Below are 23,878 nucleotides of genomic sequence, written 5' to 3' on the forward strand. Positions count from 1 at the left end.
CTCGTCAGGCCCGGCCGAGCCGGACGGGCCGATCGTCAACGGCCGGCGTCCTGCCGTCCGGGCACATGCCTGGCCTGGGGCTCGGATCGGGACGTACGGCGATACTCGGCCGGCGTCATGCCGGACCAACGGCGGAAGGCCAGGTGGAAGCCGACCGGCGTGCCGTAGCCGACCAGCTCCGGGATGGTGGCCTGGGGGACCGAGGTGTGCCTGAGCAGGTGCGCCGCCTCGCTCATCCGCCGTCCCGCCAGGTGCCGGCCGGGAGAGTCACCCACCAGCTCATGGAAGGCCGCGCTGAAGACCGACCGGGACATGCCGGCCTCCCTGGCCAGGGACTCGATCGTCCAGGACTCGTGGTAGCGGGTGTACATGGCGAACAGGGCGCGGCTCACACCGGGATGCCGGAGCGCCCGCGCCGTCGGCACGTCCAGGTTGCGCAGGGCGGTGCGCAGGGCGAGGACGAAGACCATTTCGAACGCGCGCAGGGCGACCAGCCCGGCGCCCGGCTCCTCGTCCTGTCCTTCCGCGGCCAGGCCACGCAGCGTGTGGTCCAGCAGGGGCTCGGCGCGCAGCATGTCCCGGTCAAGAATGATCATCGCAGGCAGCGCCCGGTAGAGAGGGGAGTCGCCGAGCTCGTCGTAGTGCAGTCCCGCGCACAGGAACACGACCGCCGCTCCCGGGCCGGTGATCTCCCGAACGGTGTGCGTTCCCGCTTTCCGGTCGGGAATCACCTGGTCCAGGAGAACGGTGGGAGTGCCGGGGGCGTCGGCCAGGGCGTGCGCCGCGCCCCGGGGAAAGACCGCCAGGTCTCCCGCGCGGAGGACGACCGAGCCGCCGCCGGGCAGCAGCACCTGGCATTCGCCGCCGACCACGTAGTGCAGGACGGCACAGTGCTCGTCCTCGCTTCGCACGCCCCAGGGAGCTCGCGCCGACCACCTGCTGAAGAACACCCCCTGGAGCCGGAGGGGAGCGAGCAGCTCGCCGAGAAGATCGGGCACGGACGATTCCTTAATAAATCCAGCTCTTGATTAATTGATCGTACCCCTGCCGTCCAACAAGCTGGATCGCATGAAATCGCTGCTGGTGCTGGGCGCGAACGGCGCCCAAGGCGGTGCCGTCGCGCGACGGCTGACCGCGAAGGGATATCAGGTACGCGGCTTCGGCCGCGCGACGGGAGACCTCGGTTCGGCTTCGGACGTGCGCAGGGCGTTCGACGGCGTCACCCACGCCTCGGTGGTCCTGCCGATGGTCCACGAGGAGAAGATCGTGACCGGCTACGTGGACAACGTCATCGACGCGGCCCGCCGGGCCGGGGTCGAGCGGTTGGTGTTCAACGCCAACACGACCATCCCGAAGGAGCCGACCTCGCTGCCGGCTTTCGAGACCAGGCGCGCCGCCCAGGAGGCGTTCCTTTCCAGCGGTGTCCCCACGGTCGTGCTTCGGCCGCCGGCCTATCTGGAGAACCTGCTCATGCCGGGACTGCTGGACGGGAACGCGGTGTCGTACCCGCTGCCGCCGGATGTGCCGGTGTCGTGGCTGGCCCAGGCGGATCTGGCGGCGGCCACCGAGGTCGCCCTGACCGCGCCAGGCCTGGAGGGCATGGCACTCGACCTCGGCGGTCCCGCCGCCCTGACAGGTCCCGAGCTCGCCGCCGCCCTCGGTGTCGGCTCGTACCGCCCGCTGCCGCTGGAAGTCTTCGAATCGGCGGTCGGTACGGCCATCGCCGACATCTACCGATATCTGGCAACCGAGGAAGGCCGACAGGTGTACGCACCCGTCACCCATCCCGTGCTTGGCATCAACCTCACCAACGTGTCCGAGTGGATGGAGACCCGGCGGTGACCCCGGCCCAGCTCTGCGAGCAAGAAGTACGCGAAATGCACCAGGTCATCGCCGCACGGCTCGGCGGTGGAGACGTGGAGCCGGCGCGGTTCGCCGATCCTCTGGCACCGGACTTCACCATGATCGACCCCTCCGGCGCGCTGACCCGGAAACACGACGTGGTGGACAGGTTCGGTGACATGCGCGGGACCGCACCCGGAATCGACATCACGATCAAGAATTTCCGGCTCGTGGCCGCCGAGGCCGGGCTCGCCGTCGCCGTCTACGAGGAATGGCAGACCTCGGAGCTGGGGGCGAACAGCAGGGTCAGCACGGTGGTGTTCACCGCCGATCCGTCCGCCCGGAACGGCTATCGCTGGAGTCATCTCCACGAGACCTGGTTGCCCGGACAGCCCGGACAGCCCGGCCGTCCCGGGTGAAAAGGCGAAGCCCTCAGGCGGGGAAGATCTGGACGTGGCCGGGGTCCACGCTGAGCCGTACCGCGTCGCCGGGGGAGAGCCGGGCGGCGGCGCGGGAGGGCAGGTCGGCGAAGACGGTGGCGGGGGAGCCGTCGATCTCGGCCTGGACGTAGACGCGGGTGGTGGCGCCGAGGAAGACCGTCACGTCGACGACCGCGCGGGCGCCGGGACCGTCAAGGGTCACCGACACGTCCTCGGGACGGAACATGCACAGCACCCGATCCCAGGGGGCCTCGACGTCGAAGGCGCCGCCCGCCGTCACGCGGGCGCCGCTCGCGCGCAGCTCAAGGGTGTTGCGGTTACCCACGAAGCCCGCCGTGAACCGGGTGGAGGGGGCGGTGTATATCTCCGCGGGAGCCGCGCACTGCTCGATGCTCCCGGCGTTCATCACCGCGACCCGGTCCGAGACGGCCAGTGCCTCGGCCTGGTCGTGGGTGACGAATACCGTGGTGATGCCGATCTGATGCTGGATGCGGCGGACCTCGTCGCGCAGGCGGTGGCGTACCTGGGCGTCCAGTGCGGACAGCGGCTCGTCCAGCAGCAGCACCTCCGGCTGGGGCGCGAGCGCGCGGGCCAGCGCGACCCGCTGCTGCTGGCCGCCGGAGAGCTGGTTGGGCAGCCGGTCGCCCTGCCGTGAGAGGCCGACGAGCTCCAGCATCTCCTCCACCCGTGCGGAGACCCGGGCCTTGGCCTCCCGGCGCACGGTCAGGGGGAAGCCGATGTTGCCGCGCACGGTCAGGTTGGGGAACAGCGCGTAGGACTGGAAGACCATGCCGATCGGGCGCTTGCGCGCCGGAACTCCCCTCATGTCGGCGCCGCCGATGGTCAGCCGCCCGGCATCGAACTCGGTGAGACCGGCGATGCAACGCAGCAGGGTGGTCTTGCCGCAACCGGACGGGCCGAGCAGGGCCAGCATCTCCCCCTGCTCCACGCTGACGTCCACTCCGGCCAGCGCGACATGACCGGCGTAGCGCTTGGTGACGCCCTCAAGGACGACGTGACTCAACGCAGGGTCCTTCCGATAGTGCTCACCCGGCCGCGCCCGAGACGGACGACCAGGGCGGAAAGCGCGAACAGGAAACCGAAGGTGAAGATCGTGACGACGGCGAGCGCGTTGGGGTCGCCGAGGGTCCGGGAGACGAACTGACGGGCCGACCAGATCGGCAGCGTCTCGAACTTGGCTCCGACCAGGATCTTGGCGAGCGCGAACTCGTTCATCGCGGTGGCCACGACCAGCAGCGCGCCGGACACGACGCCGCCGCGGATCGCCGGGAAGATCACCCGGCTCAGGGTCTGGGCGGGGTTCGCGCCGCAGGTGGCGGCGGCCTCGCTGAGCCGTACGGCTCCCGCCGCGATGAGCGATCCTTCCACCGCCCAGTACATGAACGGGAAGGCGATGGCCGCCGTCGCCGCCGCGAGCAGCCAGAACGTGCCGAACAGCCCCGGGGCGAAGGTCGCGGTGACGAGCTGGACACCGGCCCCGATGACGATCCATGGGACGGCGAACGGGATCACCGCGATGGTCTGCACGACCGAGCCGATTCCGGGGTTGCGCACCACCGACCAGTAGGCGGCGGGCACCACGAGCAGCACGTCGACGACCACGACCACGGCCGACAGCGACAGGGAGCGGAGCAGCGCGAAGGTCACATCCGGCCTGCCGAACACGCCGAGCCAGTGGTCCAGGGTGTACCCGTCGGGCAACGGTGTGTCGGTCCAGCGCGTCGCGACCGAGTACAGCAGGGCAGCCAGCAGGGGCAGCGCGAAGTAGACGCCGAGCAGACCCAGGAAGATTCGCCTTTTCAACTCACAGCCACTTCTGCGCTCGCTTCAGCGAGAGCCGGTAGAGGACGGTCGCCCCTATGGCGAGGAGCATGAGCAGCACCGACAGCACGGCCGCGCGCTCCAGGCCGAACACCGAGGACTCCAGCGTGGTTCCGATCTGCAGGGTGATGAGCTTCTGGCTGCCGGGGCCGGCCGCGACCGCGTAGGCCACCGCGTAGACACCGATGGTCCAGGTGAAGATGAGCAGCCAGCCGGCGACCACGAACGGCGACAGCACGGGAAGGCCGACGTGGCGCCAGAACTGCCACCGGGTCGCGTGGCAGACCGCGGCGGCCTCCTGCCAGTCGTCCTTGAGCACGCTCAGCGCGGGGAGGGTGAGCAGCACGAACATCGGCACGTTGAAATACAGGTAGACGAGGTTCATCCCGGTGAACGAGCCGACCGGGGGAAAGGCGGCGTCGACGCCGAAGACGCCGCCGAGGATCAGGGTCAGCATGCCGGTGGAACCGATCAGCGCGACGAAACCGAAGGCCAGGCCGATGCCGGCGAAGTTGGAGGCCACGTTCATCAGCGACAGCCAGAAGGCTCGGCCGCCCAGACGCATCCGGGTGATGAGCCAGGCGGCGGGGGCGCCCAGCGCGGTGGCGAAGGTCGCCTGGACCGCGCCGAGCGCGAGCGAGCCGGCGATGGCCTGCCGGTCCACGGGATTGCCGATCACCCGCAGGACATGGTCGAGGCCGTAGCCGCCGCCACGCAGCGCGAACGTGTCGTGGATCAGCCGAGCCGCGGGGAGGACGAGCATCGCGAACGTGAACACCAGCAGGGGGAGCGCGGGCGCCCATTCCGTGAGGACCTTCCCGGTACGGCCCGCACCTCGCCGTGGCGGCCGGGGCATCTGGGAGGAGGCCGTCCTCGGAGAGGGGGAGCCGGGCAAGGAGGCATCCGGGGAGGAGGGCGAGTTCGGGGAGGGGGAGTCAGGGAAAGGCGCATCCGGGGAGGTGGGCTGAGGGGACGCGTCCGGGGAGGCGGGCTGGGGAGAAGGTGCGCCCGGGGAGGTGGACTGAGGGGATGGTGTGCCTGAGGAGGTGGAGAAGAGCTCTACCGGGGGTGGGGTCAGCTCCTCCTGGAGGGATATTTTTCCCCCGGATGTGGTGCGGGTATTGATTTTTCCCCTAAAAGTGGATTTATCTACACCGGTTCGATTCGGGGTGGAGGATTCTTCTCCCAAAGACGAGGTGTTTCCCTTCTGGGGGGATAAGTCTTGCCCTGAGGCAAGGGTCGTCTCGGCATCCGCCTGCGACGGGAGAATTCCTCCCGCCGCGGGCCTGGGAATGTGCTGGGTCACGCGAGAACCTTGGCCTCCCAGTCGGCGACGATCCGCTCGGGGTCGATCTTGGTGATCTCGATCTCCTTGACGGGTGCGTAGGCGGCGTCCGGCAGCCAGTTGGCCCTGGCGTCGGCGGGGAGTCGCAGGTCGCCGTTGAGGAACCGGATGGGGCGGGCGCCGAACTTGGCGAACAGGATCTGGGCTTCGTCGGAGAGGACGTAATCCAGGAAGCTCTTGAGGAAGTCGCCCTTGGCGGTGTTGTACTTGTTGATGATCAGCCCGGACGGGGACCAGACCGAGCCGTCGGCAGGGATGATCACTTCCACGTTGACGTTCTTGGTCTTGAGCGCGTTCTTCTGGGACAGGCCGTTGAAGTCGTAGTTGATCTGGATCGGGGCCTCGCCTTTCTCCAGGCTCTCCTCACTCATCTTGACGTCGCTGAGATTGCCGGAGTCCTTGAGCTTCCTGAAGTAGTCGTAGGCCGGAGCCAGATCGTCCGCCGAGCCGCCGTTGGCGATCGCGGCGGCGGCGACCATGGCCTGCCCGGTTCCCGAGGAGGCCGGGTTCTTTGTGGCGATCATGCCTTTGTACTCGGGCTTGAGCAGGTCGGCCCAGCTCTTGGGCGGGTTGACGACCTTGTCGGTGTTGACGACGAACGCCGGAACGCCGACGAAGGTGGCGATCCAGCCGCCTCGCCCGGCCTTCTGCCAGTTCTTGAGCTTGCTCGCCGAGGGTGGGAGGTAGGAGGGGACGACGTCCTTGGCCTCCGCGACCGGGCCCCACATCAGGCCGATGTCGCCGGCGGTGCCGACCGGGTTGCTCTTCTCCGCGTCGATCCGCTGGATCTCCTCGGCCGAGGACATGTCGGTGTCGGTGTGCTTGCAGGTGCCGCCGTGCTTGGCGCAGAAGGCCTTGATGACCTCGCCGTAGTTCGCCCAGTCGGGCGCCAGGCCGTAGGTCGGCAGGTCGGCGCCCTGGGCCGCGATCTTGCTGGTGTCCGGGGCGGCGCTCCAGTCATAGCCGCCGCTCGCGCCGGAGGCGCCGCAGGCGCTGAGGGAGAGCATGGCCAGTACGGTCGCCGATGCCGCGCTCAAGTAGAGATTTTTCATGAAAAATACCCTTCTGGGAGCTTTGCGCATCGAACCATGGCGTTTGTCGGCTTTCCCTGATTGACGATCAGCCCACCGGGCAGTTTCGATCGGATGAATTCGGGGTTAACGGCATCTGCCGGCGAAGGACCACGCGTTTTCCGAATGTCTAGCCCAGTACCGGGGCCGGGCCAACGCATCATTTGTTGATCCGGGCCATAGGCAAAGCGGTATAGCTCCTGCCTATCGAGGGCATCGGGTAATCCCCCCTTGTGAGGGCGGGGAGCGTGCGGTGAGGCTGGCCGATGGCAGCCGCACGGTGGAAAGGAACCCGATGGAGAGTCGCTACCTGCTCAACCACATAGGTGGCGAGTGGCGCCCGCCGGAGAGCGGGCAGACCCGGCCCAACATCAATCCGGGCGACCTGTCGGATCGCATCGGCGACTTCGCCGAGTCCGGCGGCGCCGACGTGGACCTCGCCGTCGAGGCCGCCGCGGCGGCGTTTCCCGGGTGGAAGGCGCTGGGTCCGATCAGGAGGGCCGAATATCTGCGGACCGCCGAGCGGCTCATCGAGGAGCGGGCCGAGGACTTCGCCCAGGCGATCACCCGCGAGCAGGGCAAGCTGCTGAAAGAGTCACGCGGCGAGGTCAGGCGCGCGCTGGCCGTCCTCGACTTCACCGCGGGCGAGGCCCGGCGGCTGAACGGGGAGACGACCCCGGCCGAGGAGCCGCGGACCTTCTCCTACACCTTCCGTTCGCCGCTGGGCGTGGTGGGCCTGATCACGCCGTGGAACTTCCCGCTGGCGATCCCCATGTGGAAGGTGGCCCCGGCCCTGCTGTCGGGCTGTACCGCGGTCTTCAAGCCGTCGCCGTTCACCCCGCTGAGCGGTGCGCTGCTCACCGAGGTCTTCGCCGACGCGGGCCTGCCCGCCGGGGTGCTCAACCTCGTCCAGGGTGACATCGCCGCGGGTGAGGCGCTGGTGGCCGACGAGCGCGTGGCCGGGATCAGCTTCACCGGCTCCCTCCCGGTCGGCCTGGCCATCCACACCTCGGGCGCGCCCCGGCTGCTGCGCACGCAACTGGAGCTGGGTGGCAAGAACGCCGTCCTCGTCCTCGCCGACGCCGATCTCGACAGAGCCGTCCAGGCGACGGTGTTCGGGGCGTTCGGCCAGTCCGGACAGCGCTGCAGCGCCACCTCCCGGGTGGTCGTGGACGTGCGCGTCAAAGAGGAGTTCCTGGAGCGTCTGATCGAGCGGGTCTCCGCGCTGAAGGTCGGCGTCGGCACCGACGCGGGCGCCGACATCGGCCCGGTGGTCAACGAGGCGCGGATGCGGGCCTGCCTGGAGGCTGTCAGATCCGCGCAGGAGGCCGGGGCCAAGATCGCCACGGGCGGCGGACGCCACACCGACGGTGTGCCCGAAGGGTGCTACGTCCAGCCGACCGTGCTGCGCGACGTGCCGTGGGACAGCGAGATCGCCCAGGAGGAGATCTTCGGCCCGGTGCTCTCGGTGATCGACTGCGACGGCTTCGACGACGCGATGCGCATCTCCAACTCCGTCAAGTACGGCATGAGCGGCACGATCTTCACCTCGGACATGTCCAAGGCGTTCGAGGCGCTGGAGCGGTTCGAGGCGGGCATGCTGCACGTCAACCGGCCCGGCGTCGGCGCCTACGCGCACCTGCCGCACATGGGCTCGAAGCTGTCGCAGTTCGGCCCGCCGGAGTGCTCCCCCCAGGTCTGGGACTTCTACACCGAATGGAAATCCGCGTGCATAAGTTACTGAGCGCGCCGACGGCGGTGACGACCGCGAGAAAGGCGGTGGGAGGACGATGACGGGGGGAAAGGTGTTCACGGCCGCCGAGGCCGTCGCGCGGTTCGTCGCACCCGGCGCGGTCGTGGGCATGGGCGGGCAGAACATCAACCGCTGCCCGATGGTCCTGGTCCACGAGGTGATCCGGCAGCGGATCGGCGGGCTGACCGTGGTCGGCTGCAACCTTTCGTTGCCGCTGGACATGCTGGTGGCGGCCGGGCTGGTGGCCAGGACCGAGCAGGGCACCGGCAACCTGGAGCGGTACGGCACGCTGTTCGCCTGGCGGCGGGCGGTGGAGCGGGGCGAGGTGAGTGTGGGGGACCACAGCCATCTGGCCATGGCCACCAGGTTCGCGGCCGGTGCGCTCGGCCTGCCGTACCTGCCCACGCGCAGCCTGCTCGGCACCGACCTGCTCGCCGACATGGTGGCGGCCGGATATGCCCGGCAGGACGTGGACCCGTGGAGCGGGAATCCGCTGGTGCTGCTGAAGGCGATGACTCCGGACGTGGCGATCATCCACGCGAACCGTGCTGATATTTCGGGAAATATCGTTATTGAGGGTGTTACCTCGCACGAGGTGGACATGGTCCGGGCAGCCCGGGTGGCGATCGTCTCTGTCGAGGAGATCGTCCCGGCGGGATCGTTCGCGGACCGGCCCGAGCAGGTCACGATCCCGGAGGCCTACGTCGCGGCCGTGGTCGAGCAGCCGTTCGGCGCCTTCCCCACCTCGGTCTACCGCGCCTACGACTTCGCCGAGTCGGAGATCAAGGAGTATCAGGCCCTCGGCCGGGCCGGCGAGGAACTGCGTGACTGGCTCGCCGTGAACGTGTGCGCCACGGCCGACTTCGACGCCTTCCTGGCCACTCGCGATCCCAGCGGTTCGCTCCGGTCGAGGCTGGCCGACCAGATGAGGAGTCTCGTATGAGCGAGCCGAGCGAGGCCTCCTTCCCAGGAGCCTCTGAACCGGGAGCCTCTGAACCGGGAGTCTCCGGACCGAGAGCCTCTGGACCGAAAGTCTCCGACATGGAGGGGGCATGATGGTCCAGGCTCCCGGGGTTCTTCCGCGCGAACTGCTCGTGGTCGAGGGAGCACGGCAGATCGGAGACGGCGACCTGGTGATCGTCGGAACCGGGCTGCCGCTGCTCGCCGCGACGCTGGCCCAGCGCACCCACGCACCCGGAGCCAAGCTCGTCATCGAGTCCGGCGTGATGTTCCCCCAGGTCGTGCCGACCCCGGTCTCGGTGGTCGACCCCCGGCTGATGCACGGCGCCTCCCGCCACGGCTCGCTGTTCGAGGCCCTCGGAGGCCTGGTCCAGCGGGGCCTGGTGCGAACGGGCTTCCTCGGCGGAGCCCAGGTGGACGAGTACGGCAACATCAACTCCACCTGGGTGCCCCGCGCCGGAGGGGAGCGGATCCGGCTGCCCGGCAGTGGGGGAGCCAACGACATCGCCAGCCACTGCGGCCAGGTCGTCATCCTCACCGACCACGAGCGGCGGCGCTTCCCCCGGCGCTGTGACTACGTCACCAGTCCCGGCTTCCTGTCGGGCCCCGGCGCCCGTGCCGCGGCCGGGCTGCCACCCCTGGCCGTCAAGGTCGTGACCGACCTGTGCGTGATGGAGGCCGAAGACTCGGCCCTCACCGTGACCGCGCTGATGCCCGGCGCCACGGCGCGGGCCGTACTCGACAACACCGGCTTCACCCCGGAGTTCTCCCCGGAGCTCACCACCGTCGTCCCGCCGGACCCCGAAGACCTGCGCCTGCTGCGCGAGGAACTCGACCCCGCGGGTGTCTACTTTCCCGAAAGGAAATCCCGTTGACCGACAAGAAGCCGTTCGCCTGGGAAACGGCCATCGCCTGGAAGAACAAGGACCGCATCGTCGTGCGCGGGTACGACGTCAACGAGCTGACCGGCAACATCACCTTCGGCGAGCACTTCCACCTGGTGCTCAGGGGCGAACTGCCGACGCCCGAGGTCGGCAGGATGACCGAGGCCATCATGGTGAACATGGCGGAGCACGCCATGTCGCCCTCCTCGGCCACCGTCCGTTTCGCCACCGCGGGCGGTGCCGAGCTCAACGCCGCGGTCGCCGCGGGCGTCGCCGGAATCGGGCGCCTGCACGGCACCGCCGACCGGCCCGCCGAACTGTTCCTCGCCGTCGCCGAGCGCGCTCGCCGTGACGGGCTGAGCGATCAGGAGGCCGCGGCCAAGGTCGTCACCGAAATGCGCGAGCGCCGTGAGCGGATGCCCGGATTCCACCACGCCCAGCACATCCGCGACCCGCGTACGGCCCGCCTGCTGGGCCTCGCCGACGAACTGGGCATCACCGGCCGCTACGTCGCCATCGCCCGCGCGATGGAAGACGCCACCGAGGACGTCTTCGGCCGCCGCGTCTGGATCAACGGCCCCGGTGCCATGGGCTGCATCGGCCTGGACATGGGCTACGAACCGCTCCAGCTCAAGGCCCTGTTCATCGTCTGCCGCTCGCTCTCGCTCTGCGCCCACTCCATCGAGGAGGCCACCCGCGAGAAGGGCTGGCGCGCCTCGTCCAATTCCCCCATGGTCCAGCCGCTGGACCTGGCCATGCAGGGCCCGGACAACTACGACGGCCCCGCCGACCGCTCACTGCCCTAGGTCTGGCCTCACAGGCCTTTCCGCCCACCGCGGTCGCCCAGGCGCATGACCCGGGAGACGACCTCCGGCAGGTCCGGGGGCTCCAGGGCGTCGGGCAGCTCGGCCATCTCCGGCGGGGAGAACCAGCCGAATCCCAGGTAGGTGCCGCTCTCCTCGGCGGTGAGCGCGCCGGGGGTCACCTCGGGCGTGTCATCGAACCCGGCCAGGTAGAACCGTTCGGTCTTGGCGTAGTGGACGCCGAGCCAGTCGAACTCCCGGCGCACCGGCACCCAGCGGTTCAGCACCGCCTCGCCCGGTAGCCCGGTCTCCTCGGCCAGCTCCCGCCGGGCGGCCTCGAAGGCTGTCTCGCCCGGGTCGATCCCACCACCGGGCGGCTCCCACAGGGTCCTGCCGCTGACCGTGTCGTGCCAGTGCATCAGCAGCACCCGGCCGTCACCGTCCACGCAAATCACTCGCGCCGCCGGCCGGTCGCTCACCTGAAAATCGCCCATACGCCCGGGACGTTATCACCATCTATCAATTCAATACGCCTATAACGGCTCCCGCAGTTGCCATTGAAAAGCCGGATGACCTGCGAAGACGCCATTAATCCTGGCAGCCTTTACGCGATTACCCGTCACGGAGACCTCGCGCAGAGCCGGAGTTCTCCGGTCCTGCGCGAGAGGATGTACATGCGCCTACGCAACACGGTGGTGGCGACGGCGGTCGTGGTCGCGGTCCTGATTCCGGCGACGGTGGCTCTGGCCGTGGCCGAACCCGACACCCCCGCGCCCGCGGCGGCCGTCCCGAGCCCCCGGCCCGAGAAGGTCCTGAACACCACGACCGCCACGGCGGCGCCCGTCCCCGTGCCGGACGTCCCCGACGGCATCAGCGCCGACAAAGTCCTGGTCATCGGGCTGGACGGCCTGCGGCACGACCGTATCGCCGCGGCCCACGCGCCCAACCTCGACTCCCTGACCGCCCGCGGAACCTTCGGCACCAGCCTGCTCTACACCAGCCCGATGGCCGTCACATCCAGCGGCCCCGGCTGGTCCACGATCGCCACCGGGACATGGCCGGACAAGCACAAGGTGAAGGACAACACCTTCGCGGGCAAGCGCTACGACCTCTATCCGGACTTCCTCACCAGGCTTGAGGGGATCGACCCGGGCTATTCGACCTACGCCGCCACGGACTGGAAGTCCCTCGGCGACCAGGGCACCTTCGGCGCCGGCGTCGACGCGCGGATCGTCCTCAACGGCGACTCCGACGGATACCCAGCCGAGGACGAGCGGATCACCCGGGTCTCCGAGCGGGTGCTGCGCAACCGCAACCCGGACGTGGCCTTCGTCTACCTGGGCAGCATCGACATCGCCGGGCACGGCAGCGGTGCCGGCAGCCGCGCCTACCTGAACGCGATCTCCACCGTCGACGCACAGATCGGCCGCCTTCTCGCGGCGGTCCGGGCTCGCTCCACCTACACGCGCGAGCGATGGACCGTGATCGTCACCACCGACCACGGCCACACCGACGCGGGGGGCCACGGCGGCTCCACCGTCGAGGAGCGCCGCACTTTCGTCCTCGCCACCGGTCCCGGCATCGCGGCCGGAGCCACTCCTTCCGACACCCGCATGGTCGACGTGGCGGCCACGGTCTTCGGCCAGCTGGGCCTTCCGCTCCCGGCGGAGCTGGACGGAAAGTCCATCGCCCGCAGATCCACTGACCCCTTCGACTACCTGTCCCTCGGCAAGCGGGTGCACGAGCTCCGGACTCCGGCCACGGTCAAGGGTTTCACCCACACCGCGCCCATCGGCTGGTCGGTGGACAACAGAGGACTGCCCGCCGGGGGTGTCAGGGAGTGGCGCGGCTGGTCGTTCACAACGGATGAGTTCTGGTCCCGCGCCCAGCGCAACCAGTGGCGCGAGTTGTTCGTCCGGGGCCGCGGGGTGTTCGCCGTGGCCGACTCCGACGAGTGGGACGACCGTTTCCACGGCACCGGCACCTTCAACTCCACCCTCGTCAGCCCGCCGTACCTCGTCTCCGGGCGCGACACGGTGAAGATCGGCTTCCTCACCCACTACCGGCAGGCAGGTGCCCAGAAGGCGCAGGTCCTGGTCTCCTTCGACGGCGGTCCTCGCACGGTCGTGAAGACCTACACCGCCGACGCCGTCGCCAAGGCCGAGTCCGTCCCGGTCGCCGTCCCGGCGGGCGCCCTCAACATGACCGTTCGTTTCCGCTACTCCGACGCGGGCAACGACTGGTACTGGGCCATCGACGATCTGCGCATCACCTGATCGGCCACGCTGATCCTCCCGCCGGGAGGATCAGCGTTTCATCGCGCCGTCGGCTATGGCGTCGGCGGCCTCGCCGATCGCCTTGCCGACGATCTCCAGGCGGCGGACCAGCTCGCGTTCCTTCATGGTCTCGGCGCTGATCTCGCCGGAGAAGATGCGGGCGATCTCGTACTGGTACATGCGCCGGAGGGTCCCGCTGGCCTTCTTGGCCTCCAGCGCGCCCCGGACGACCGCGGAGGGGCGGGAGGCCAGGTCATGGACCGCGGTCTCCAGGGCCTCGATGCCGACGATCGCCTGGTCGAGCATGGGAACGAAACGGCGCTGGTCGCCGATGCGGTAGAGGTGCGACTCGCGGACGAAGTCGCGAAGGGAGTCGAGCACGTCGTCGATCGAGCGGGACAGCCGGAACAGGTCCTCGCGATCGATCGGCGTCACCAGGGAACCGGACAGCTCCTCCACCAGGGTGGCCCGTTCGGTGTCGCCGCGATGCTCGATGGCGCGCATCTGCTCGTGGGCGTCGGTGCGGCCGGTGTCACCGCCGATCATGGCCATGGCCAGCCAGGCCCCCTCCTTGGTGGCCTCCAGCTGACCGATCAGCGCCTTGGCGATCGCGCCGTCCATGCGGCCGGTCATCAGATCGCGCACACGTCGTAACCGCTTCACGCGACCACCCCTCGAACGATGAGCGCCATCGCCGCGGCCAGCAGCCCGCTCACCGGCAGCGTCAGCGTCCAGGCTAAAATGATCTTCGTGGCGGCATGCCAGCGCACCCGGCCGACGCTTTCGGCCACCGCGGACCCGATCAGGGCACCGGCGATCGTCTGGGTCATGCTCACCGGCGCGCCGATGGCGGCGCACCCGATGACGGCGGTGCCGCTGGCCAGCTCGGCGGTCACGCCGTGCAGCGGGCGCGAGGCGATGATCTCCCTGCTGAGGGTACGGCCGGCACGGGGCAGGCCGTACAGGGCGCCGGCCCCGAACAGCACCGCAACGATCAGGCAGACGGGCAGCGGGGCGCCATGGAAGCCGAGGGCGAGCATGAAGATCGCCAGCATCTTCTGCCCGTCGTTGGCCGCGTAGGCCAGGCACTGCAGGGCGAACCCGGCGCGGTGCCACTGCCGCAGGGTGCGGCCGTGCGCCAGCCGCGTGAGCAGGCTGCTCATCGTGATCGCCAGCAGGCCTCCCACGAACGGTGCCGCCAGGGCGACCACGAGCACGAGCAGCACCGCGCCGCCCGAGACCGGCAGGCCCCATCCCAGGCCCGCGCCGGTGAGGGCGCCCACGATGGCGAGGGTCAGGCTGGTGGGCCGCCCCCGGTTGCTGAGGGTGATCACTACGGCCAGCGCGGACAGCACCGCGATGGCCAGGGCGATCTGACCGCCGGGACCGTACATGTTCGCCAGCCGGGTGGTGAAGGTCACAGCGACCTGGTAGGTCACCAGGGGGACCATGGCGACCGCGATCATCATGGCGATCAGGCCCGTCAGCGGCCGGATGCTGGGGATCTTCAAACCGGTCGCCAGTAGCGCGCCGCCGTCGTTCATCCCGGTGACGACCGAGAACAGCCCGGCGAGCGACGTCAAGGCGATCAGGCTCACGTTCCCCCATTCCCATCGATGAACGAATGCCCGTTCCTGTTGAATAGACGATGAACGGTAGGGCAGGTTCGCCTATGAGGTCTATAGGCGAATGACGGCTGCCTCTGTCCGAGCTCCCCGGGTAGCGTCCAGTTCATCGATACGGACATACCTACCCAGACGGTGAGTGGATGATGGACGAGGAGCTTGTTCTGCTCAACCCCGGACCGGCGTGCACCTCGCAGCGGGTCAAGGACGCCCTGCTCCGAGGGGACCTGTGCCACCGCGAGCCGGAGTTCGGCGAGCTGCTGTCCCGCATCCGCGAGGGGCTGCCGCGCTGCCTGAACCTGGCGGGCACGCACGAGGCGCTGCTGGTCACCGGATCGGGCACGGCCGCGATGGAGATGGCGGTGATCAGCTCGATCCGTGAGGGCCGGTCCGCGCTGATCGTGAACAACGGCGTCTACGGCGAGCGCATGATCAAGATCGCGGCCGCGCACGGCATCCCGTTCCACGAGATCCGCGGCGAATGGACGGTTCCGGCCGACCCCGAGGCCGTCCGGCGGGCGCTGGCCGAGCACGACGACGTGGACGCCGTCATCTGCGTCCATCACGAGACCACCACCGGCCTGATCAACCCGATCAGGGAGATCGGTGAGATCGTGGCCGGCACCGAGGCGCTGTTCCTGATCGACGCGATCAGCGGCACCGCGATCGAGGACCAGGATCTGGCCGAGGTCGCCGGCGACGTCATCTGCGGCACCGCGAACAAGGGGCTGCACGGCCAGCCCGGTGTGTCGTTCATCCTGTGCAGCGGCAAGTCCCTCCGGCGCGTCGAGGAGGTTCCGGTCCGGTCGCTCTACCTGAACGCGGCGAGCTACCTGCGGGGCCAGCGCGCCGGTGACGTGCCGTTCACCCCGGCGGTGCAGGTCTGCTACGCCCTGGACGAGGCCATCGCCGAGTTCGAGGAGGGCGGCGGTTTCGCGGCCAGGACCAAGCTCTACCGGGAGCGGGCGGCCCTGGTCCGTGGCCAGTTCGCCCGCCTGGGCCTGAAGGTGCTCGTGGACGAGCCCTACCGTTCAAATACCGTCACGATGATTCATCTTCCCGACAACGTGTCGTATGCCGCCCTTCATGACGAGCTGAAGAAGCGCGGCTACGTTATCTACGCCGGTCAGGGCCGTCTTTCCGCGGACTTCTTTCGCATCTGCACGATGGGGGAGATTCCCTGGCACCGCCTGGAGCGGCTCGAAGAGGCGCTTCGCGAGTCGATCGAGGCCGCTCGCGGCATATGAGAGGCCCGCGCCGGGCTTCCCGCACCGGGGTTCCGCGAAGGCCTCCGTGTCCGAAGGTGTCGTGAAGAGGGCCGTGAAAAGAGGGTCGTGGATAAGGCCGTGGAGAAGGCCGTGAAGAGGCGATGAAGGGTAGGGACCGACGTTGCAGCTCAACCTGCACCGCCTGTGGATCTTCATGACCGTGGTGGAGTGCGGAGGCTTCTCGGCCGCCGCGCAGAAGCTCTATCTCAGCCAGCCGTCGGTGTCCCACCAGGTCAGGCAGCTTGAGCAGTCGCTGCGTGCCACCCTGATCGACCGCAGCGGCGCGCGGATCCGGCTGACCCCCGAGGGGGAGGTCATGCTGGCCTACGCCAAGCGGGTCTTCCTCCTCGCGGACGAGGCGGTCACCGCGATCCGGCAGGTCTCCGGCCTGCACACCGGAACCCTGGTCGCGGGCGGCACCACCACGGTCGGCACCTACCTGCTGCCGCCCTTGCTGGCCGCCTTCCGCGACCAGCACCCCGGCATCGAGGTCGGCATCTATGTGGGCAACGGCCAGCAGGTCGAGAAGCAGCTCGTCGACGGTGAGATCGGCGTCGCCGTGCTCGCCGGCGAGCCCGGCGCGGCCCAGCTGGTGAGCGAGCCGATCCTGCGGGACCGGCTCGTGCTCATCACCGAACCCGGACACCGCCTCGCCCAGGCCGGTACGGCGGAGCCCGGTGAGCTGGCCGGGGAGCGGTTCCTGCTCCGCGAACCCGGCTCGTCCACCAGGGAACTCCAGGAGCAGGCCCTGGAGACGTGGATGCTGGACGAGGCCCGCCGTACCGAGATCTGGGGGCCCGAGACGATCAAGCAGGCGGTCGCCTCCGGGCTCGGTGTCTCCCTGGTCTCCGAGCACTGCGTCGAGCGGGAGCTCGCCGACGGCCGGCTGGCCGCGCTGGAGGTCACTCCGGCGCCCAGGCCCAGGCCGATCGTGCTCGCCCACCGAAGGGACCGCCTGCTGGCCCCGGCGGAACAGGCCTTCATCGCCCTCCTGCGCGGTGTGCGCAGCTGGCCGGGACAGAATCGCCTGAGAAGCATCTCCTGATCGGGGCTCCGGCCACGGCATCTCCGGATCTGAGCGGGATCCGGGAGAGGTCCGGCTGGATCGAAGCGGGTCCGGGCGGTCCGGTGGTGACCACACTGTGGACATGATGCGGAGAGAAGTGGGTCACGCGCTGTACTCTGCCCAGGTCAGGCTGAAGGCACCGTACGATCCGACCTCTCGAGGGTGAAGGCATGAGCGAGCGAGTCAACAAGACCAGCGCGCGAGCCGGCGCGCGCTCCGAGCGGCCGGGGAAGGAGGTCAGATGAGCTCTATGGCCGAGTTCGTGCTGACGTTGTCCTGTCCCGACCGTCCCGGGGTGGTCGCGGCGGTCTCCGGTCTCCTGGCCGGGCAGGGATGCAACATCATCGAGAGCCAGCAGTTCGGAGACCCCGTCTCCGAGCGGTTCTTCATGCGGGTGCAGTTCTCCTCCCCGATCTCCGGCAACGAGCTCCGTGCGGCCTTCGCCGCCCTCGCCACCGACTTCGGCATGGACGTCAAGCTGCGCGATGTGGCCGTCAAGCCCCGCGTGCTGGTGATGGTCAGCAAGTTCGGGCACTGCCTCAACGACCTGCTCTACCGGATGCGCTCCGGCCTGCTCGACATCGAGATCGTCGCGGTGGTCTCCAACCATCCCGACATGCGGCCGCTGACCCAGTCCTACGGCATCGACTACCACCACCTGCCGGTCACGGCCGAGACCAAGCCGAGGCAGGAGGCGGAGATCCTGACCCTGGTCGACCACTACCAGGCCGATCTGGTGGTGCTCGCACGCTACATGCAGGTGCTGTCCGAGGACCTCTGCGGCAAGCTCGCGGGTAACGTGATCAACATTCACCACTCGTTCCTGCCGTCGTTCAAGGGGGCCAAGCCGTACCACCAGGCTCATTCCCGCGGCGTGAAGCTGATCGGCGCGACCGCGCACTACGTGACCGCCGACCTCGACGAGGGGCCGATCATCGAGCAGGAGGTCGCCCGGGTCAACCACACCCACTCCGCGGAGGACCTGGCCGCCATCGGCCGTGACGTCGAGTGCCAGGCCCTGGCCCGCGCTGTCCGCTGGCACACCGAGCAGCGTGTCCTCCTCGACGGCCACAAGACCATCGTCTTCCCGCGCTGAGCGGCGGGACACACCCGCGGCCCCGGGGCCGTTTCTGCCCAGACGGCCCCGGGGCGGATCCCCGGCGGAGACGGCCCCGGTAGTCGTCTCCGCCGAAGTGACCGCCGAGCCCGGACCGAGATCGGCGGTCACCCGAACTCCGGTGGCCCCCCGGGACCGGACCGAGATCGTTCGGTCTCACCGCGGGCCCGCGGGCATCGTCATGGCCCGTATGTCCCGAAGAACCACTCGTTGCCCTCCAGGTCCTTGCACGCGTAGTCGCGTGACCCGTAGGACTGGTCGGCGAGCTCTCTGGTGACCTCCGCGCCGGCCGCGACGGCCCGGGCATGGTGGGCATCCGGGTCGTCCACCACGACGTAGATTCCGGGACCTCCCGGCTCTCCTGTCCCGGTCATGATCATCCCGGTTCCGACGGTCAGCTCGGCGTGGCCGACGACCCCGTCATCGTCCTTGTGGATCGCGTGGACCTCGAACCCGAACGCCTGGACCAGCCAGTCGATGCCTTTCACCGGGTTCCGGTAGCGGACCAGCGGATACACCGTTCGCATGGTTTCTCCCTCCTGTACGGCTACCGCCAGCATGCTCGGGGGCCGGCCGTACCGTATTGGAGGAATCTGACCTCGCCGGGCGAGACCCGCGGAACCCGGTCTAGCCCGAGACGGTGGCCGGGCCCTGCGGCCGCGCAGCCAGCTCTCGGGGAGTTGTTCCGGCCATGGCCTTGAAGTCGCGGTTCATGTGGGCCTGGTCGTAGTAACCGCAGGTCAGGGCGGCGTCGGCCAGGGGTGTGCCGGTCCGTAACCGGCCGAGGGCGTGCTCGAAACGCAGGACCCTCGCCACCGCCTTCGGGGCCAGGCCGATCTGGTCGTGGAAACGGGAGACCAGGTGGCGATGGCTCCAGCCCAGTTCCTCGGCGAGCGACGCTATGCCGATCGTTCCCCTGGTGGCGACGAGCCGGCTCCAGGCATGGCAGACCCGCCGGTCGGGGGCGGGCGCGGAGTGGATCCGCCGGGTGAGCAACTCGTCGAGAAGGGTGAGCCGGGCGCGCCGGTCAGGTGCTTCGGCCAGCCGTTCGACCGCCGTGCTCGCCCATGAGCCGAGCACGGCGTCCAGGGAGACCACCCGGTTGGCCAGCTCGCTCATCGGCATCCCGAGCAGCCGCCGCGCCCCGATCGGCGTGAGGTCGACCTGCACCCCCTCGGCGATCCCCGTGGTGGAGGTGTCCACATAGGTGTCGTGGAGACCTCCGGCGAACGAGGCCAGACGCTGCGGCGCGTCCGAGCCCGGCCCGTCCAGCGTGAGCGGCTCGCCGAACCCGAAGATCATCACTATCCCCGCGAAGGGAGGCTGCCTGCGCGGCAGCGGCTCCCGGTAACGCTCGGTGTAGGCCGACAGATGGGTGACGTAGGGGCGGAGGGGAACGCTCGGGTCTCCCCTGAGAAAAACGAGGCCATCGGCCACCGCGGCATCCTCCACGTCTCGACCTTAGACACCGCGACCGACAGTCGCCGGCCGGACGTCGGCTCCCCGGGACCGGGAAACGGCCCCGGGGACACGCGTCGTCGCCTACGAGGTCAGGCCCGTGTGGTAGGCGAGGAAGGTGAGCTGGTCGGCGGCGAGTTCGACGCTCTTGCTCACCGCGCGGGCGCCGTGGCCGACCTCGGTCTCGTTGCGGAGCAGGATCGGCCTGCCGGAAGACTGGGCGTGCTGCAGGGCGGCGCACATCTTCCAGGCGTGCAGCGGGTGAACCCGGGTGTCGGACCCGAAGACGGTGAACAGCGTCGCCGGGTAGGAAACGCCCTCTCGGACGTGGTGGTAGGGCGAGTAGGCGTGGAGCCAGGCGAACTCCTCGGGCTTCTCGGCGGAGCCGTACTCGACGTTCCATGTGGCCCCGAGGCCGAACCGCTCGTAACGGATCATGTCGAGCAGCGGCGCCGAGCAGACCACGGCCGCGTACAGGTCGGGGCGCTGGGTGAGGGCCGCACCGACCAGGAGGCCGCCGTTGGAGCCACCGGAGATGGCGAGCTGGGAGGCGGTGGTGACGCCGGTGGAGATCAGGTGCTCGGCCGCCGCGTGCAGGTCGTCGTAGACGTTCTGCTTGTTGGCGAGCATTCCGGCCCGGTGCCACTCCTCGCCCTGCTCGCCACCACCGCGCAGCTGGGCGATGGCGTAGACGCCGCCCGACTCGACCCAGGTCAGGATCGACGCCGAGTAGCCGGGGGTCATCGAGATGCCGAAGCCGCCGTAGCCGTACAGGATGGTCGGCCGCGGGCCGTCGGCCCCGGGCTTGGAGATCACCAGCATGTGGACCTCGGTGCCGTCGGCCGAGCGGTAGGTCACCTGCTCGGTGTCGACGGCGGGCACCTCGACGGCGCCGGGGGAGGCGGCCCAGAGGGTCGTCTCGCCGGTGCGGGCGTCGTAACGCTGGATGGTGGGCGGTGTGGTGTTGTCGGTGTAGCCGAACCAGGCCTCGTAGCCCCCCTCGGGGCGCTCGTTGATGCCGCCGATCGTGCCCAGGCCGGGCGTCGGAACCTCGCCGAGGCGCTCGCCGGTGCCCAGGTCGTGGACGGAGATCTCGCTGATCGCGTGGCGGGTCCAGCCGACGAGCATGACCGGCCGGTCCAGGTCGTCGAGGATCGCGAAGTCGCTCAGCACGGCCTCGGGGTCCTGCGGGATCAGATCACGCCAGTGCTCGGCCTGAGGGGTGGACGGGTCGGTCACGCAGATCCGGGCGCGCGGCGCGTCGCGGTCGGTGAAGACGTAAAGCCTGCCGTCGCGGCCGAAGTGCAGGGAACTCTGGGCGTCCACGTCCTCCTGGACGACGACCAGCTCCGGCGACTCGGGGGAGGATGCCGAAAGGTCGGCCACCCACAGGTCGTTGCGCGGCGCGGTTCCCCGGGAGGCGGAGATCTGCAGCCAGCGGCCGTCGCGGGAGACCGCGACGCCGTAGTAGTTGGTCTTCTCCATGCCGTCACCGAAGATCAGGACGTCGTCCTCGGTGGAGGTGCCGACCCGGTGCAGGTAGACCCGGCGGTGGAACTGGTCCTCGCCTTCGGGCACCTCGGTGGAGGGAAGCCTGCGCACGTAGTAGAACGCCTCCCCGCCGGGGAGCCAGGCCACGGGGGAGTAGCGGCAGCGGTCGATCGGCCCCTCGATCCGGTCACCGACCAGCACGTCCATCAGGTAGAGGCTGGACTCCTCGTCGCCCCCCACCGAGACCTGGTAGGCGAGCAGGCGGCCCTCCTTGTCGGGCTGCCAGGCGTCGAGCGTGGTGAGCCCGGTGGGGTCGAGCGCCGTGGGGTCGAGGAGCGCCCGCTCGGTGCCGTCGGGATCGACGGTGTAGAGCACCGCGTGCTCCTGCTCCGGGGTGCGCCGCATGAAGAACCGCCGTTCACCGCGCCAGACCGGTGCGCCGATCGAACCGGACTTGAGCAACTCGGCGATCCGCGATTTGAACGCGTCACGCCCGGGAAGCGCTCCCATCTCGGCTGCGAACAACTCCTCCTGCGCCGTCAGCCACTCCTTGGTCGCCGGATCATCAGGCTCTTCCAGCCACCTGTAGGGGTCGGGGACAGGGACGCCGTGGAGTTCTTCGACGAGTTCATCACGGCTGGCTGGCGGGTATGGCTGTCGCGTCATGGCAGGAACCCTACGACTTCGGGACGGTGCCGCGAGTCTATTGCGCGACGGGCGTAGTCGATCTGTCGCGGGAGGAGTTAAAAACTGGTAATGCGGGCATAAAACGTATCAGGCGTCCCTCCAGTCATTTATGGGTGGCGGGAACGACGATGCAGAAGCCAAACTTGGTGGAGGACGGTGCCGTGGTGACCATCCGCTGGGCCGTCCGGCGGAGGTCCCTGTGACGGAAGCATCCGGGCCCCAAGAGGGGCCGCCAACCGGGGTACGCCACGGCGTACCCCCTCAGTTGACGCGTCATTCGGCGGGGAAGGCACGCTGATGCGCCAAGTCCTGCTGTTGAACGCCACCTACGAACCCCTGACCACTCTTTCCCTGCACCGTGCGGTCGTGCTCGTGCTGAGGGAGAAGGCGGACGTCGTGCATCGTGACGGGCGGGGCGCCGTGTTGCGCTCGGCCAGCCGCACGCTTGACGTTCCTTCGGTGATCAGGCTTCGCCGATATGTCCGCATCCCCTACCGGTCGCGGATACCGCTGACCCGAACCGCGTTGATGCGCCGGGACGACTACCGGTGCGCCTACTGCGGCCAGCGGGCCGAGACCATCGACCACGTGATCCCTCGATCGAGGGGCGGCCTTCACACATGGGAGAACTGCGTCGCTTCGTGCACGCCGTGCAACCATCGCAAGGCGGACCGAATGCTGGAGGAACTGGGGTGGACGCTGAGCGTCGCCCCGGTGGTGCCACGAGGAGTCCACTGGCGGTTGATCGGCGCGCACAACGTCGGTGATCCCCTGTGGGCTCCCTACCTGGAGGAGAACGCGGCCTGATACCCGTTCGCCCCGGCGCGTCCATGTCGGCACAATCGGTGCATGGGATGGACTTTCACCTCCAACGTCGAGGTGTACGCCGGGGCAGCGGAGCCCTGGCTGCTCCGCGACCCGGTCCGCAACACCGTTCCGCTCACCGTCCTGCGCGGGATCCGCAGCGGCGTATGGGGTGATGACCTGCTGCTGGGCTGGCTGGAACAGGACGGTGAGACCGTCGCCGCGGCGTGCCAGACGCCTCCCCGCCCCCTGCTGCTGCCGGTCATGCCCACGGAAACCGTGCGCGACCTGGCCACCGAGCTGATCGACAGCGAGCGGCCGATTCCCGGCGTCTCCGGGCCGCTCCCGCAGGCTGAGGCGTTCGCCGGCGCCTGGTGGCTGCCCGAGGCCGAGCGCCGCTCCGAGCGTCTCTACCGGCTCGGCTCGCTCGTCCGGCCGCGGCCCTTCCCCGAAGGGGCCTCCCGTACGGCTGTCGCCGCCGACGTCGACCGGCTGGTGCGATGGTACGGCGACTTCCAGATCGAGGCCGGTTCCGTCGCCTACGACAACCTGACCCCGCTGGTGGCCAGCCGGGTCAGCCGTGAGGAACTGGTCCTGTGGGAGGTGGAGGGCCGGCCCGTCGCGTTCGCCGCGGTCACCTCGCCCATCGCGGGTGTGTCCCGGATCGGCCCGGTCTACACGTCCCCGGAGTTTCGCCGCAAGGGGTACGGCACGGCGGTCACCCACGCGGTGACGGCCAGGGCGCAGGCCGGGGGAGCCACCGAGGTGCTGCTCTTCACCGACCTGTCCAACCCCACGTCCAACGCGATCTACCAGGCGATCGGCTATCGCCCGGTCGCCGACTACGTCTCCATCAGATTCGGCTGAGTAATCTGTGTGTCATGCCACGCTATGACTTCCGCTGCCGCGCCTGCGGGTCCACTTTCGAGCTCTCCCGCCCGATGTCCCAGTCGGGTGACCCCGCGCTCTGCCCGCAGGGTCACGACGACACGGTCAAGCTGCTGTCCACGGTCGCCGTCACAGGCGGATCGGGCGCTCAGGCCCCCCGCCCGAGCGGTGGCGGCGGCTGCTGTGGTGGCGGCTGCTGCGGTTAGGAACTCCCTGCCGGATCCTCATGCTCGGAGCCTGTCACCCGGTTTCGCCGATC

At 69.3% G+C, this 23,878-nt stretch carries 24 protein-coding genes; 13 read left to right on the top strand and 11 right to left on the bottom strand.

Going from position 1 to position 23,878, the window contains the following annotated elements; all coding sequences use genetic code 11:
• Window positions 1-35: 35 nt before the first annotated feature.
• Complete coding sequence (locus ACFY2X_RS32110) at window positions 36-998, bottom strand: AraC family transcriptional regulator (RefSeq protein WP_389945715.1); 963 nt, start codon at window positions 996-998, stop codon at window positions 36-38.
• A 70-nt stretch (window positions 999-1,068) separates the two neighbouring features.
• Between ACFY2X_RS32110 and ACFY2X_RS32115 the strand changes: the two genes are divergently transcribed.
• Window positions 1,069-1,842 carry an SDR family oxidoreductase gene (locus ACFY2X_RS32115; protein ID WP_389945718.1) on the top strand — a complete coding sequence of 258 codons (774 nt, stop codon included), beginning with the start codon at window positions 1,069-1,071 and terminating at the stop codon, window positions 1,840-1,842.
• Complete coding sequence (locus tag ACFY2X_RS32120; RefSeq protein WP_389945721.1) at window positions 1,821-2,261, top strand: DUF4440 domain-containing protein; 441 nt, start codon at window positions 1,821-1,823, stop codon at window positions 2,259-2,261. The genes ACFY2X_RS32115 and ACFY2X_RS32120 overlap by 22 nt, the downstream gene beginning before the upstream one ends.
• 13 nt (window positions 2,262-2,274) lie before the next feature.
• Here the strand turns inward: ACFY2X_RS32120 and ACFY2X_RS32125 are convergent, their stop codons facing one another.
• From ACFY2X_RS32125 to ACFY2X_RS32140, 4 genes are all read right to left on the bottom strand, one after another.
• Window positions 2,275-3,306, bottom strand: a complete 1,032-nt coding sequence (locus ACFY2X_RS32125) for an ABC transporter ATP-binding protein (RefSeq protein WP_389945724.1) — start codon at window positions 3,304-3,306, stop codon at window positions 2,275-2,277.
• Complete coding sequence (locus tag ACFY2X_RS32130) at window positions 3,303-4,106, bottom strand: ABC transporter permease (protein WP_389945727.1); 804 nt, start codon at window positions 4,104-4,106, stop codon at window positions 3,303-3,305. The genes ACFY2X_RS32125 and ACFY2X_RS32130 overlap by 4 nt, the downstream gene beginning before the upstream one ends.
• 1 nt (window position 4,107) lies before the next feature.
• Entirely contained in the window at window positions 4,108-4,980 is an 873-nt protein-coding gene (locus ACFY2X_RS32135) for an ABC transporter permease subunit (protein WP_389945730.1), read from the bottom strand.
• 446 nt (window positions 4,981-5,426) lie between these two features.
• Entirely contained in the window at window positions 5,427-6,521 is a 1,095-nt protein-coding gene (locus tag ACFY2X_RS32140) for an extracellular solute-binding protein (protein WP_389945733.1), read from the bottom strand.
• Between the two features lie 313 nt (window positions 6,522-6,834).
• Here ACFY2X_RS32140 and ACFY2X_RS32145 point away from each other — a divergent pair, with 313 nt between their 5' ends.
• The 4 genes from ACFY2X_RS32145 to ACFY2X_RS32160 all read left to right on the top strand — a co-directional run bounded on the left by ACFY2X_RS32145 (window position 6,835) and on the right by ACFY2X_RS32160 (window position 10,942).
• A complete protein-coding gene (locus tag ACFY2X_RS32145) occupies window positions 6,835-8,283 on the top strand; it encodes an aldehyde dehydrogenase family protein (RefSeq protein WP_389945735.1) in 1,449 nt (482 codons plus the stop codon).
• 46 nt (window positions 8,284-8,329) lie between these two features.
• Window positions 8,330-9,235, top strand: a complete 906-nt coding sequence (locus ACFY2X_RS32150) for a CoA transferase subunit A (protein ID WP_389945738.1) — start codon at window positions 8,330-8,332, stop codon at window positions 9,233-9,235.
• Window positions 9,236-9,344: 109 nt separating this feature from the next.
• A complete protein-coding gene (locus tag ACFY2X_RS32155) occupies window positions 9,345-10,127 on the top strand; it encodes a CoA-transferase subunit beta (RefSeq protein ID WP_389945741.1) in 783 nt (260 codons plus the stop codon).
• The gene (locus tag ACFY2X_RS32160) at window positions 10,124-10,942 is read left to right on the top strand and encodes a citrate/2-methylcitrate synthase (RefSeq protein ID WP_389945744.1); all 819 of its coding nucleotides are present in this window, start codon (window positions 10,124-10,126) and stop codon (window positions 10,940-10,942) included. Before ACFY2X_RS32155 ends, ACFY2X_RS32160 begins: the two co-directional genes overlap by 4 nt.
• A gap of 8 nt (window positions 10,943-10,950) precedes the next feature.
• Here the strand turns inward: ACFY2X_RS32160 and ACFY2X_RS32165 are convergent, their stop codons facing one another.
• Window positions 10,951-11,418 (bottom strand): NUDIX hydrolase, encoded by a 468-nt coding sequence (locus ACFY2X_RS32165; RefSeq protein ID WP_389945747.1) that lies wholly within the window; start codon window positions 11,416-11,418, stop codon window positions 10,951-10,953.
• Between the two features lie 195 nt (window positions 11,419-11,613).
• Here ACFY2X_RS32165 and ACFY2X_RS32170 point away from each other — a divergent pair, with 195 nt between their 5' ends.
• Entirely contained in the window at window positions 11,614-13,215 is a 1,602-nt protein-coding gene (locus ACFY2X_RS32170; RefSeq protein WP_389945750.1) for an alkaline phosphatase family protein, read from the top strand.
• A gap of 30 nt (window positions 13,216-13,245) precedes the next feature.
• On the opposite strand, the gene ACFY2X_RS32175 is transcribed toward ACFY2X_RS32170, so the two are convergent.
• Both ACFY2X_RS32175 and ACFY2X_RS32180 read right to left on the bottom strand, forming a co-directional pair.
• On the bottom strand, window positions 13,246-13,878 hold the full coding sequence (locus tag ACFY2X_RS32175) for a DUF47 domain-containing protein (RefSeq protein ID WP_389945753.1): 633 nt from the start codon (window positions 13,876-13,878) through the stop codon (window positions 13,246-13,248).
• Window positions 13,875-14,813 carry an anion permease gene (locus ACFY2X_RS32180; protein WP_389945756.1) on the bottom strand — a complete coding sequence of 313 codons (939 nt, stop codon included), beginning with the start codon at window positions 14,811-14,813 and terminating at the stop codon, window positions 13,875-13,877. The genes ACFY2X_RS32175 and ACFY2X_RS32180 overlap by 4 nt, the downstream gene beginning before the upstream one ends.
• 173 nt (window positions 14,814-14,986) lie before the next feature.
• Between ACFY2X_RS32180 and ACFY2X_RS32185 the strand changes: the two genes are divergently transcribed.
• From ACFY2X_RS32185 to purU, 3 genes are all read left to right on the top strand, one after another.
• Window positions 14,987-16,087, top strand: coding sequence for a pyridoxal-phosphate-dependent aminotransferase family protein (locus tag ACFY2X_RS32185; protein ID WP_389945759.1), 1,101 nt, complete (start codon window positions 14,987-14,989; stop codon window positions 16,085-16,087).
• Window positions 16,088-16,229: 142 nt separating this feature from the next.
• On the top strand, window positions 16,230-17,153 hold the full coding sequence (locus ACFY2X_RS32190) for a LysR family transcriptional regulator (RefSeq protein ID WP_389945762.1): 924 nt from the start codon (window positions 16,230-16,232) through the stop codon (window positions 17,151-17,153).
• A 262-nt stretch (window positions 17,154-17,415) separates the two neighbouring features.
• A complete protein-coding gene (gene purU / locus ACFY2X_RS32195; protein ID WP_389945765.1) occupies window positions 17,416-18,270 on the top strand; it encodes a formyltetrahydrofolate deformylase in 855 nt (284 codons plus the stop codon).
• A 200-nt stretch (window positions 18,271-18,470) separates the two neighbouring features.
• On the opposite strand, the gene ACFY2X_RS32200 is transcribed toward purU, so the two are convergent.
• The 3 genes from ACFY2X_RS32200 to ACFY2X_RS32210 all read right to left on the bottom strand — a co-directional run bounded on the left by ACFY2X_RS32200 (window position 18,471) and on the right by ACFY2X_RS32210 (window position 21,906).
• Window positions 18,471-18,818 (bottom strand): VOC family protein, encoded by a 348-nt coding sequence (locus tag ACFY2X_RS32200; protein ID WP_389945768.1) that lies wholly within the window; start codon window positions 18,816-18,818, stop codon window positions 18,471-18,473.
• 100 nt (window positions 18,819-18,918) lie between these two features.
• A complete protein-coding gene (locus ACFY2X_RS32205; RefSeq protein ID WP_389945771.1) occupies window positions 18,919-19,743 on the bottom strand; it encodes a helix-turn-helix domain-containing protein in 825 nt (274 codons plus the stop codon).
• Between the two features lie 90 nt (window positions 19,744-19,833).
• Window positions 19,834-21,906, bottom strand: coding sequence for a prolyl oligopeptidase family protein (locus ACFY2X_RS32210; RefSeq protein WP_389945774.1), 2,073 nt, complete (start codon window positions 21,904-21,906; stop codon window positions 19,834-19,836).
• A gap of 318 nt (window positions 21,907-22,224) precedes the next feature.
• On the opposite strand from ACFY2X_RS32210, the gene ACFY2X_RS32215 reads away from it, so the two are divergent.
• The 3 genes from ACFY2X_RS32215 to ACFY2X_RS32225 are packed head-to-tail and all read left to right on the top strand — an operon-like array spanning window position 22,225 to window position 23,825.
• A complete protein-coding gene (locus tag ACFY2X_RS32215; protein WP_389945777.1) occupies window positions 22,225-22,734 on the top strand; it encodes an HNH endonuclease in 510 nt (169 codons plus the stop codon).
• 42 nt (window positions 22,735-22,776) lie between these two features.
• Window positions 22,777-23,598 (top strand): GNAT family N-acetyltransferase, encoded by an 822-nt coding sequence (locus ACFY2X_RS32220; protein WP_389945780.1) that lies wholly within the window; start codon window positions 22,777-22,779, stop codon window positions 23,596-23,598.
• Window positions 23,599-23,612: 14 nt separating this feature from the next.
• Complete coding sequence (locus ACFY2X_RS32225) at window positions 23,613-23,825, top strand: zinc ribbon domain-containing protein (RefSeq protein ID WP_389945783.1); 213 nt, start codon at window positions 23,613-23,615, stop codon at window positions 23,823-23,825.
• Window positions 23,826-23,878: the final 53 nt, after the last annotated feature.

Source organism: Streptosporangium sp. NPDC000396, assembly GCF_042898655.1.
Taxonomy (GTDB): Bacteria; Actinomycetota; Actinomycetes; order Streptosporangiales; family Streptosporangiaceae; genus Streptosporangium.